General features: G+C 40.5%; 6 protein-coding genes. 5 read left to right on the top strand and 1 reads right to left on the bottom strand.

The annotated features are described in order from the left end of the window. The first annotated feature begins 35 nt into the window (after positions 1–35). Complete coding sequence (locus QNI22_RS29685; RefSeq protein WP_314516593.1) at positions 36–2,066, top strand: sigma-54 interaction domain-containing protein; 2,031 nt, start codon at positions 36–38, stop codon at positions 2,064–2,066. A gap of 81 nt (positions 2,067–2,147) precedes the next feature. On the opposite strand, the gene QNI22_RS29680 is transcribed toward QNI22_RS29685, so the two are convergent. After that, a complete protein-coding gene (locus tag QNI22_RS29680) occupies positions 2,148–2,954 on the bottom strand; it encodes a phytanoyl-CoA dioxygenase family protein (protein ID WP_313987390.1) in 807 nt (268 codons plus the stop codon). A gap of 511 nt (positions 2,955–3,465) precedes the next feature. On the opposite strand from QNI22_RS29680, the gene QNI22_RS29675 reads away from it, so the two are divergent. The 4 genes from QNI22_RS29675 (at position 3,466) to QNI22_RS29660 (ending at position 13,246) form a co-directional block, all read left to right on the top strand. Next, positions 3,466–3,804, top strand: a complete 339-nt coding sequence (locus tag QNI22_RS29675; protein WP_314034713.1) for a PadR family transcriptional regulator — start codon at positions 3,466–3,468, stop codon at positions 3,802–3,804. Continuing rightward, positions 3,801–6,437 carry an ABC transporter permease gene (locus QNI22_RS29670; protein WP_314516591.1) on the top strand — a complete coding sequence of 879 codons (2,637 nt, stop codon included), beginning with the start codon at positions 3,801–3,803 and terminating at the stop codon, positions 6,435–6,437. Before QNI22_RS29675 ends, QNI22_RS29670 begins: the two co-directional genes overlap by 4 nt. A gap of 488 nt (positions 6,438–6,925) precedes the next feature. Next, entirely contained in the window at positions 6,926–8,197 is a 1,272-nt protein-coding gene (locus QNI22_RS29665; protein WP_314516589.1) for a PepSY-associated TM helix domain-containing protein, read from the top strand. An 834-nt stretch (positions 8,198–9,031) separates the two neighbouring features. Beyond that, positions 9,032–13,246, top strand: a complete 4,215-nt coding sequence (locus QNI22_RS29660) for a glycosyl hydrolase (RefSeq protein ID WP_314516588.1) — start codon at positions 9,032–9,034, stop codon at positions 13,244–13,246. The last annotated feature ends 2 nt before the right edge of the window (positions 13,247–13,248 follow it).

Raw genomic sequence — 13,248 nt, 5'->3', positions numbered from 1 at the left:
CATTGCAAGAGAGCTCACATTCTTTCCTAATGGACATGATTAAACTGCAGAAATTGCCTGAAGTGGTAGATTATCTGTATAAGTTTCAATCCGAATTGGGTTTTGTCCATATGCATCTGGCACTTCCCAGAGAAGAGAATAAGCATTTATATATAGAAAAGACAAAGCCTGGCGGAAAGCTGACTTTTGCTCAGAACCAGCTAATTGAAAACCGTGTATTTACAGAACAGGTCAAGATATCGATTGAATTGCCAGATGGATCTATACGGGTAGCAGTACCCATGTTTACCAAAGGCAAGTTACTGGGAGCTATAATTCTGTCATTTAATCAGGTTGCACCTATTGCAGAAACTACAGCTTGGCTTGAACAGCACAGTGAGGGACTGGCATTGGCCGTGGAACACACCTTGCATTGCGAGATTCTGGAGAAACAGCTTCGTGAGAAATCCATGCAGTTGGTGGTAATGAATGCCTTAACATCGGAAAAAGATTATGGACAAATGTTTCTGACTATTACTGCGGCCATCAACAATATGATTAACTGTGATCTGCTAACTATTCCTGCGTTTTCTCCCAAAACAGGTTTTGTATTAAGTGGATATAATGCGATGCGGCAAAATGGAGGCTTTACACTGATTAGTCGGGAAGAAATGCTGGAAATGCTTGGGTTGGATCTGGAAACCTATCGTCAATCTGCTCTTGCTCAACTGGACATTTATTCCAAACCACATATTTTTACAGCAGAAGAGTATAGTGAATTAAGTCGGAAGCTGATTGTCTCGAATCGGTTTGCTACCGTAATGGGAGTGAAAGAAGCCTTGTTCGTCCCGATTGCTTTGCCTAATGATGCCTTTGCTACATTGATTGTTTGTAGCAAAAAAGAGAATTCGTTTTTTAGTAAAGATCTCCGGATTCTGATAGAGCTAGCTAAACAGATTACGCATCAGATTGGACGGCTATTGACATTTGAGCAGAAAGAGGTATTGGAAATAAAATTGCGAAGAGAGAATACCTTGTTGATTCAGGAACTTAATCAGGAACAAGCTTTTTCGGAAATCATAGGCCGTTCGCCTGCTATTAAAAAAGTACTGGAGAATGTACATAGAGTTGCCCCAACGGATTCAACAGTATTGTTACAGGGAGAGACTGGAACTGGTAAAGAATTGATTGCCCGGGCAATTCATAATATGTCCAATCGTAAAAATCGACCATTAATTAAAGTTAACTGTGCAGCTCTACCTGCTCAATTGATTGAGTCGGAACTATTCGGACACGAAAAAGGAGCCTTTACCGGAGCTACAGAACGACGTATTGGTAAATTCGAATTAGCCAATGGGGGAACAATCTTTCTGGATGAGATAGGTGAGCTTCCTTTGGAATTGCAATCCAAACTATTACGGGTATTGCAGGAGTATGAAATTGAACGGGTAGGAGGGAAGCAGACTATTCAACTGGATATAAGAGTCATTGCGGCTACTAACCGCAATCTGTATCAGGAAGCTATTCTTGATAAGTTTCGGATGGATTTGTATTATCGAATCAGCACTTTTCCTTTCGTATTGCCTCCTTTGCGTGAAAGACGTGAAGATATACCTTTATTGGTAAGATCTTTTATTGAGAAGTATAGTCGTAAGATAGGGAAAGGCATTGAAGGTGTGACTCCTCAAATGATGGATTTTCTGCTGCATCATTCCTGGCCAGGTAATATCCGGGAACTGGAACATGTAATAGAACAGGCTGTTATCCTAGCTTCAGGTCCTCAACTAGATATAGTACCTGCATTTACAGCTTCAGCCAGTATGGCTACTCAATCAGCCAGTATGGCTACTCAAAAAGATATCCCTCGTTCACTTCCTGTATATTTGCCACAGGAATCAGCTAACCTTACAGATATAGAAGATGGGTTTCTGGAAAATCAACGACAACACATTTTGAAAATATTAGAAGAAACCGGAGGTCGTATTCGGGGTCGATTTGGGGCTGCCCAACGTTTGGGACTAAAACCGACTACATTGGAAGCAAGAATGAAAAAATTGGGTATCCGAAAGAACTTCTCATCTGAGTAGATAAACTGGTAAGGATTTAAGTAGAAACCTCATCCATTTCAAATAACAAATAGTTATTTGAAATGGATGAGGTTTTCTTATTTATTTGACAACTCCTGCAAATCGCTGATAAAACGCAGTAGGACTGTTTTCGTTTTTAGGCTCATATTTCCCTGCTATAATGGGCACATAAATAACTCTCCGTCTGCTTGATTCTCCTACAACAGAGGATTTCTCTACTCTGTGCCACAAACGTCCATCATGTACAGTAAGATCGCCTGCTTCTGGCAGAACTGCTACTTCTTCTGCATCTGGTTTGTGATCCAGGAAGTGTTTTTTGCGGAACAATAATTGATATAAGCCTTGTTTATGTGTACCCGGAATAAGTCTCAATCCTCCATTTTCGGGCTTTAAGTTACTAAGATGAATACCCACATTGAGCATAGGGTTCAGCTTGCCACCATGAAAGATATCTCTCAGACCATCTACATGCCAGCCCATTTGACTAAACTTGCTTTCCGGGCCATTTACATAATGATTGAAAACCATTCCATCTTTTTCTGTTTTTCCCAAACGAGCTCCTGGGCCAATCAGATTTAGTAAGGTGGTGAAACGGGGATCTTCCAGAAATTCTCCCAAGACAGGATGATGCTGATTGATAAAAGCAAAACGCTGTACAATAGTATCTCCGTTAAGATCTTTCCCATATTTAATGGGTACACCATTTATTTTTTTTATGTCCTGTTCCAGCCAGCGTTTTTGAACCTCAAGTGAGGCATCTGTAATGGTCTGGACTGTTTCAGGTTTGATAAAGTTCTTGAAATGAATAAATCCATTGGTATTGAAGAACTCAATTTGTTGAGCAGTAAGAGTTTCTCCTAAAGTAAATTTGGGATATTGAATGGCCATGATAGTGTTCTTTTAAGGATAGATACTAATTAATGTTGTACTTAATAATTCTTGGGATAAGCAGTATTAGAGTCTGCTTAGTAGTTAGCAACAACATCGGTAGCCAGACAAAAAATGAAAAAATAAATTTATAGTATTCGTTTTCATAGTCTATTAACTTTATAGAGATTATATGCAAATATAAATTACTTCAACTGGAATTTCATAACATATGCGTAAATTTTTTTTAACATACTGATAATAGCCACTCATAGATCTTGTAAGATTTCCTGTATTATCAAAGTGAAGTGGGATTCAATTATGATGTTTGTCCACTGTGCTTTCATGCTCTGCGTTTTTTTTGCTCTTGTCTATCAGTGTTCGTTTTAGTACATGATGTGTCCGTTTTAGAACATCTCTACTGGGCCATTTTTCCAGAAAACTACTTTGAAGCGCTCTGGTGGGGTTTTATAGAATTGGCAAAGGATTTGATCAGCAAAAATGGAACAAATAGAAAATTCCGGAACTAATCATGAAAAGAACCTATCTAGGAGAATTTGAAGAGCTAGTACTTCTTACAGTAGCCTTACTGGATGCAACTGCCTATGGAGTAAGTATTACACATGAAATTGTGGAACAAACAGGTCGTTCAGTGCGGCTAAATCAGGTACATGCTGCCCTTCATCGATTGGAGGAAAAGGGTATGGTATCTTCAGAAATGGGAGAGGCTACAGCAGAACGGGGAGGAAGACGGAAACGCTTGTTTGTAGTTACTGCTTATGGCCGTCAGACATTACAGGATATTCATTCTGTACGTAACCATCTGTGGAATCTACTACCAGATTCATTTAAACCTGCTACCAGTATATGAAAAGGTTTTTCAGAATGAGTCCCTCTCCGCCTGTATGGGCAGATAGATTTCTGGAGTGGTTTTGCTCACCTGATAAACTGGAAGATATTCAGGGGGACTTGCACGAAGAGTTTTATTACCAGCTTGAAAAGAAAGGTTTGTTCAATGCACATCTGAATTATTGGCGTGATGTACTGGGATTTATTCGTCCATTTGCCATTAAACATAAGCAAGATCGTTTTTCTTCACCTTTATTTTCTCCGGATATGATACGAAATTATTTTAAAGTGGCTTTTCGGAATCTGCAAAAGAGCAGACTATATTCCACCATCAATCTGATAGGTCTAAGTCTTGGATTGGGCGTTGCTATTGTATTGTTCTGGATTGTGCGGTTTGAGTATAGTTTTGACAGGTTTCATACAAATGTCGATCGCATTTATCACATTCGGTCTACGGATAAGTTTGGAGAGCGACAATCACATACGCCACAGGGAGTGATCAAAACCTTGCAGGAGCACTTGCCTGGTGTAGAGAAGGCTGCTAATCTCTATGGAATGGAAGCTACTACGATTAAAGTAAATAATCAGGTATATCAGCAGAAAAATACATTTTTTGCCCCGCCAGAATTGCTGGAGATGCTGGATATAACCTGGCTGAAAGGTTCTCCTGGCCAGTCACTGAATGCTCCCGGGCAGGTAGTAATCGATGATGAAACAGCCCAACGGTTATTTAATGGGGATGCTATGGGCAAAGTGATTCGATATGAGAATGCTGTAGACCTGATAGTTACAGGAGTTATTCACAAAATGCCTGTACAAACGGGGTTCCCAATGCAGATGATTGTTTCCAGAGAAACATTAAAACAGCTTCAGCCTGAATTTAAGAATGATGATTATTGGGGTGGAGGAGATTCTATGAATCAGGGCTTTGTCTTGTTGAAGGCCGGAACTTCTTCAGAAGCGATTGCCAGAGAGCTTACAAAATTAATTCAAAAACATCATGAAGAGTCAGACGTTGCTTCATACGAATTACAGCCACTCAGTCAAATGCACTTTGATACAACCAATGATCCGTTTAACTATGCTATGCCTAAGTGGACTCTATATACATTGAGTAGTATTGCTGGTTTTTTGGTGATAATAGCCTGTATTAATTTTATTAATCTGGCTACAGTACAGGCAGTGCAGCGAAGTCGTGAAATCGGTATTCGTAAGGTACTTGGAAGCAGCAGGATGCATATTATTATGCAGTTTTTTGGAGAAACTTTTTTGCTGGTATTTGCTGCTTTGATTCTGGGAAGTTTGATTGCTTCACAACTGGTACAGTATGCGGATCTGTTGCTAAATACCAAAGTAGCATTAGCTCCTGTCTGGAATATCAGTACGCTGTTGTTTTTATTGGGTGGTGGCATTGTGATAACCTTTTTGTCAGGATTTTATCCGGCACTGCTGTTGTCTGGGTTTGAGCCAATCAAAGTATTGAAGAGTCAGTTCGTAATTATTAACAGACAGCGTTTTTCCTTGCGGGAGTCATTAGTAGTAACTCAGTTTGTTATTGCTCAGGTGTTGGTGATTTGTATGTTTTTTGGGATAAAACAGGTGCAATACTTTTATCAGAAAGATTTGGGCTTTGATAAGAGAGCTATCATTACAGTTCGAATGCCAGATCGTAGGGATGGTGTGATTCGGGAACGTTTTCGTCATCAGTTGTTAGGGCATCCGGAAATCAAAGATGTTACTTTTGGGTTGACCACTCCAGCCAGTCATCGGGATCATTGGTGGGGCAATGTATTATACTCTGGCCTTCCAAATGGTGAAGAGACTTTTCGATTACAGCATATAGATACCAGCTACTTCCGGTTCTTTAAAATTTCACTGGCAGCAGGTCGTTCCATTACCGCAACAGATACTGCTCAGGGCCATACTTCGTCTATTCCGATTGTAATTAATGAAAAGGCAGCGCATGACATGGGATTTCAGAATATGGAGAAAGTGCTGGGAGAACGACTGGAATTTTGGGGAATGAAAGCAACTGTTGTAGGTGTCGTGAAAGATTATCATTCGGAAGATCTGCGGAGCAACTTACAGGCACATGCCTATTTTTATGCTTCCTGGAACTTCAAAACAGCAAGTATTCGTATTGATCCTGCTCAAAAGCAAGCTGCGTTACAACATATTCGTACCCACTGGCAGACTTTGTTTCCTAACGATTATTACGAACCCAAATTTCTGGATGACGACTTACGTGCCTTGTATGACAATGAACGCAAATTTTCTAATTTCCTGATTCTATTTGCTTGTGTGGGTATTTTTATAGGCTGTTTGGGATTATTTGGTTTAGTGTCATTTGTAGTCACTCAACGTACCAAAGAGATGGGAATCCGTAAGGTGCTGGGCGCTACGATAAGCAGTCTGGTTGCGTTATTATCGAAAGATTTTCTGAAACTGGTGGTAATTGCCTTTCTGATTGCTTCTCCTATAGCCTGGTATGCCATGCACCGATGGTTACAGGATTTTGTGTATAAGATTGATATGGATTGGTGGGTATTTGTGATGGCTGGTGTGTTGGCTATGACTATTGCCTTGTTGACGGTTAGTTTTCAGAGCATCAAAGCGGCTTTGGAAAATCCTGTCAAAAGTCTGCGCAATGAATAAATAGTAGGTTACAATATCCTTTCTAAAGATAGTAGCATGAGTCATCCCGAATATTAGATATGAGTAAAACCCAAGCCTATATTTTTAAAAATGTGGGCTTGAGTTTATTTCTCCAAACATCATTCTTCCACAGTCTTCTTCATTTTTTGCTTGCCCAAAAAACAGGGCACCAAACGAGAGTTTGGTGAGCCAGATTTGTGTATGAGCAAAAAGGGCACCTTTTCCCGATTCTTCTGCCCGCAAGGCCATGGGCCAACCTCGTGGGAAAAGGACACCTTACGCACCTACACTGCCTTTCGCGATTGAAGGCATCTTTGCTCTCTTTGTGACATTTGTTCTTACTTTCTTAATGACACCTTTTTACTCAAAATTCGGGATGACTCATGTTTATTAGTTGATAACTATTTTTGGAATTTATCGGGAGTAGTTCTATTCAAATAATATGGATAGATTTGTCCACTGTAATATGCCAGAAACTGAAATACTGAATGAAGAAAAAATACTCGTTTCGCAACTTTATTAATGATCTCCACCTCTGGTTAGGTATACCAAGTGCTTTGGTACTGGTAGTAATGTGTATAAGCGGAACCCTGTATGCCTTTCAACGGGAGATTACCCAATGGATTGATCACGATCGGTTTTATGTGAAAGTTTCAGAAGACAAAAATCCATTACCAGCAGATAGTTTAAAACGTATTGTAGAAAGGGAGATGAAGGGGCAGGTGACTACCATTCAGATACCTCAGCAGCCTGATCAGGCCTGGACTTTTACTCTTATACCCAAAAATAACAAACCCTCGGAAGCAAAAGAGAAAGAAGAACATAAAACAAAGCTTTCTAAAGGACCAAAGAAAGGTGAAGGGGAAAAAGAAAAGGTTAAAAGCTATCTGGTAAATCCCTATTCTGGAATTATTCAGGGAGATGCCAAAACACCTTCTGTTCAATTCTTTGCTAAAGTATTGCAACTACATCGATGGCTGCTGATTGAAAATAAAGATATTGGAGGGGCTATTACCGGAACAGCCTGTATTCTGATGCTTTTCTTACAGATTACCGGTTTTATTCTCTGGTTGCCCGCCAAGGTATCCAGCTGGAAAAAATGGCATGCGTGGGAAATCGGATTTAAAATTAAAATGGATGCAAGCTGGAAACGGATCAATTTTGATCTGCATAAGACCTTAGGATTTTATGCATTCCTGTTTGTGACTATTATGGCTACTACAGGGCCTTATTTTGCTTTTAAGTGGTACAAAGAAGGTGCTCAGGCTTTGCTTCATGCTAAACCTTTTTCCAAAGAGAATACCTTTTTGTCTGAAATTCAATATAAAGAGCCACTTAGCCTGGAGAGAATTATCTCACAGACGTCTACTCTGTATTCCTATGCTGGAAATATGAGGATAATGTTGCCAAAAGACGCAGAAGGATCTTATGCTGTTCAAAAATACCAGGATGGCTTTTTCACCTGTTCAGGTATTGACAGAGTAGTGCTGGATCAATATTCAGGGGCTGTGCTGGATTTAAAACCCTATTCGGATTTATCATTTAGCCAAAAACTGCTTTCTTCTGTTAAGGCAATTCACACAGGTGAAATCTTTGGGACATTTACCAAATGTCTGTACTTTCTGGCTTGTCTGATTGCCACAAGTTTACCTGTAACAGGCGTACTTATATGGCTCGGAAAAGGGAAGAAGGAGAAGAGAAAAAATACAAACACATCGAAAAAACGACCTGTACTAGCAGAGGTAATGAAGAGCGCATAAGGTTTGTTCATCTAATAAGTCAATTTGAGTTATTTTAACTTTTAGCTAGCCAATTGCCTGGTTCATGATTGCCAACTTCAGGAGGAGCACTCTGCAACCCATTCTGTCCTTCTGAAAGAAACTTCCCGCCAGGGCGGGACAGATATGACAAATAGAGTAATTTGTGGTTTCTGAGAGATAAAAATATACTGTTCCTACAACTTCCCAGTTGAAAAAGATATAGGACACAATAAGTCTTTACTCTTGCGTTTTATTCACAGCAAGAAAAACTTTGCGGTTAATTCCGATCATATTTTGTTTTTGCGGTGAGTTATGCGCAAACAAAAAATTGATCGGAACTCCAGTCAAAATAAAAATTGCCATGAATAAAACGCAATCTGCTCATTGACCAGACATGCTGCCAGGTCATGACTAAAAAATAGTTTGCTGTAAACTATGCGCAAAAAGAAGAGCCCTCTTGGAAGACAGTCACACCCTTACATATAGCATGACTTAAGTTATTTTAAGGCTCTATTCGATATACGTTCTTCATGATGTAGGTTCCAAACATCCTATCTAAGTCTAGTTCTCATAAGACTTTGTTGCCGAAGTATTTATCCCCCTCTTTTTGACGAAAATGCCCCTCTGTATCTTCTCTGTATCGTGTAATTTTGGATTATTATTTCATTTTATTGAATTATTGTTAGTAAAGCGAGCGCCTTACATACATTTTAAAAGCAGGTGATTTTTATCCATGTATTCATAATCCACGAATGCATACATCTGCCATGTGCTGTTCCGAATAGAAACCGGAGCAGGATTTTTAACACTTTTTTTACCTAAACTTTTTTCTTTATGAGTAGACGTATTTTTACAAGTGCACTTGTCATGCTACTGAGCCTCTATGGCAAGTATGTAACAGCTCAAAGTCCCAACCTGCCAACTAAGACCACATTGTCACAGGTTCTGCTTTCAAATAAAGCTTTTTCACAGCCTGCTCAAATTGATACAGTAGTCAAACAACGGCCAATTGCCAATGATTTTACACTTGAAGTAGCTGCTACTATACATGCAGCTACAGGACGTGGATTGGATATTGAAGCTCGTAATTCAAAACTAAAAGGATTTCGGTTATCACTGGATTCCGCATTGTTGAAATCTACATCACCATTGGGCAATGCAAAAACCTTATCTGCTGCCAAAAAAGATGAAGAACAACTGATCCGGGTTGCTGTCAAGAGTAATATTGCCTATATCTATCAGAATGGAGTGTTTATTCAGTCTCAACCTGTAGCAGCAGTCAAAGACATTGTAGATGGAGTAGAAGTTAACAACCTTCTGAATGTGGTAAAAGATTCTGTGAATCTGATGCCAAACTGGGCTGGGACATCTACCTCTACATCTGGCAAACCCAGTGAGTATGGATGGACGCTATTAGGCACTACTGCCAATTTATTTAATACCGCCAATGGTACCAGTGGATCTCGGTATATGGATGTAACAACCACTATCAATACACATACCTATAACAACAGTCCCTATACAGGCCGAGTACTATATATCCGTTGGGACAACAATGATTACAAAGATGCCTGGTATGGATATAAGGTCACACTGGAAGCCAATACTACCTATGATTTTTCGATGTTGCATGCCTATGTATCCAATGGACAGAGTAGCAAGGCAATTACAGTAGGTATTGGAAAAACCAATACAGTGACAGGCCGATATGATAAACATGTATTTTATACCAGTGGTACACGTGTTCTAAATCAGGAAAACTACCTGTTTACTTCACAGGAAGCAGGTGATTACTATCTGACATTTACAGGTGACTGGGGATTGTATTCTATTGCAGAACTATCGTTTACCAAAGTGAATGTACAGTCCCGATTCATTTTTGGTAAGAATTATCCCAATGGAGCTGTAGATATGGAGGTGAGATCTGTAACCTATGAAGAAGGTGCCTATGCCCCTTCAGAGATTGTAACACATCCCAAACAGGATGTGACACTGACCGGACAGGTAGTTAAGGTGCCCACTACGTTTAATACTAACTTCATTGTACCTGACAAAACAGATCTCCATTTAACAGGAGAGGTTGTACCTATGGTTAATTCTACGGTGGCCCTAAATTCCAATGCCTGGCTTTTCTTTGATAATGTGCGCCCTTCAGAGGTGATAGCCAACTGGCTTAGTAAAGTTACCATTAATGGTGTTTCTGTGGCCAATAATCCGGCTGTTCGCATTGCCATCTATAAAAATGGAACTGTTGTTATTCCAAATGGCAATATTACTTCTCAGGCTGCACTGGAAGTATTTACAGATCCAAATCTTGGGGGTGATACCCGATCATTTGAGATCGAAACGTATCATAAAAATCTGGGTACTTTTGACAATCAGATTCAGTCCTTTCGATTGAAACGGGGGTATATGGCTACACTGGCAACCAATCCGGATGGATCAGGTTTTAGTCGTGTATTCATTGCCAATGATGATGATCTGATTGTAAATACATTGCCTCAGGCCCTGGATGCAAAGACCTCTTTTATCAGAGTATTTAAATGGGAATGGGTAAGTAAAAAAGGTAAGGCTGGTGGTGGAACTCCACTGGATCTGACACAATCCACCTGGTATTATGACTGGAATATAGGCGGGCAGGCAACGGCCAACTATCATTATTCTATCATCCGTCAGAATGGTGGTTGGCCTGCCTGGGAAGCGCTGAATGGGAAACAGAACGTCAATCATCTGCTGGGATTCAATGAACCAGACCGCCCGGATCAGGCTAATATGACAGTAGCCGAAGCGATTGCCCAATGGCCTGAGATGATGAAGTCTGGCTTACGGTTAGGATCACCTGCACCTGCTTCTCCTCAGAACAGCTGGATTACAAATTTTATGAGCAAATGCAACGAACTCAACTACCGTGTAGATTATGTGGCTATACACTGTTACTGGGGTGGGTTGACTCCGCAACAATGGTATTCTCAATTAAAGAGTATTTATGACCGGGTGAAACGTCCACTCTGGATTACAGAATGGAACAATGGGGCCAACTGGACTACTGAGTCCTGGCCTGCCGATCCTCAGGCACAGTTTCAGAAGCAGTATAATGATATGATCGGTATTCTGAATGTACTGGATACAACCTCTTTTATTGAGCGGTATGCCATCTATGATTGGGTAGAGGATAAACGGGCTATGGTACTGGCTGATACGCTTACGCCTGCGGGCAAATACTATGCTTCCAACAAATCAAACTTTGCCTTTAATCCGCACTGGGAGTATATCCATACCTGGAAGCTGGCTTCTCCACAAATCTACAGTACAATTCATGAAGACAACTACTTTAAGACTACTCTTACCTGGAATGACCTGAATGGGGAACTAGGATCGAAGTATGTACTGGAACGGAAAATAGAGGGTACAAATGCTGATTTTGTGGCAATACAAGAGTTTACAAACTATGTGTATGGAGACACACTAAGTTATGTAGATGATGTACGGGCTAAAACTACCTATCGTATTAAGGCATACAATCTGGCTGGCGATCAGTTTGTGTATTCTACTACACTGGATGTACTACGGGATGTTACTCCGCAACCTCCGGCAAGTCTTACCGGCCAAGTGCTCTCTTCTTCAAAAATTAGTTTGCAGTGGGCTGCTTCTACCACACTTGCCCGTTCCTATAATCTGAAACGTTCGTTAAGTCAGACGGGACCATTTGATGTAATCTTGGGTCGTACAAATTCGCTTGCCTATCAGGATGAAGGACTGAGTCCTGCTACAACCTATTATTATGTGGTTACAAGTCTTAATTCTGCCGGAGAAAGTGTGAACTCTACTGTTTTGCAACTCACAACAAATCCCTTGGTTGCACCAACAGGTGTAGATAGTCCCCGGGTTGCTTCCGGAGATTCCCGTATTACACTTACCTGGAACTTTGTCCATGATGTGGTATATGAAATTCAGCGTTCTCAATCGCAAAGTGGACCTTATCAAGTAATTGCTAGCAATGTTGATGCGGTTCGGTACGAAGATGCAAGTGTACAAAACAATCAAACGTATTACTATAAGATTGTTGCCTATAACTCAGTAGGAAGAAGTCCTGAATCTTCTGTATTAATAGGTACTCCTGTACAGGGACACTACCTGCACATAGGCTTTAACGAGAGTTCCGGAACAGTTGCGGCCGATGATTGGGGCGGGTATAACGGAACATTGATCAATGGCGTTACCTGGAGTGCGGGAAAGGATAGCCTATCCGGAGGAGCAACAGTAAGTAAATCCCTGCAATCGTATATTCAGTTGCCACAAGGAGTTGTCAGTACCCTGAATGACTTTACCATTGCGGCATGGCTGAAGTTACCTGCTGATTTGGGTAACAATACACGGGTATTTGATTTTGGAAGTGGAACAGGAACATTTATGATTCTGGCTCCTAAATCCGGGACAAACATTCGTTACAAAATAACTAGCCCTTCTGGTACATATGATCGGTATATTCCTTATGTATTACCTACTGGTCAATGGGTACATGTTGCGCTTACCCAACAGGGAACAGATTTTAAATTATATGTGGATGGTCAATTGATCTATTCTGATAACCAGGCAACTGTTAAGCCTTCTGATATGGGTAGCACCACTCAAAATTATCTGGGTAAATCTCAATGGCCAAATGATCCGTATAGCGACCATATATACGATGATTTCAGAATCTACAATTATGCCTTTACAGGGCAGGAAGTATCCGTTCTTGCAGATGCAGCTAACACAACTGCCCGACTGGCTACAGATAAGAACTCAACTGTACGCAATCTGAATCCATATAAGCTGTATCCCAATCCTACTGCATCAGATGTTAGCATTGAAGTATCCAATGCAAGCACAACTCAAGTCAGTTTACAGGTATTCACTGTGCTAGGCCAGAAAGTAATAGAACAGAAGAATAGCCAGGTTCAAGCTGGACGTATCCATATAGATTTGAGTAAATTACCAGCAGGGACTTATCGGATTTTGGTAACAGATCAGACTTCTTCCTATACTATACCAGTAGTCAAATACTAAAA

The organism is Xanthocytophaga agilis (genome assembly GCF_030068605.1).
In the GTDB taxonomy this organism is placed as follows: domain Bacteria; phylum Bacteroidota; class Bacteroidia; order Cytophagales; family 172606-1; genus Xanthocytophaga; species Xanthocytophaga agilis.
The sequence above is the reverse complement of the archived record's forward strand: the minus strand, read 5'-3'. Positions and strand labels throughout refer to the sequence as shown.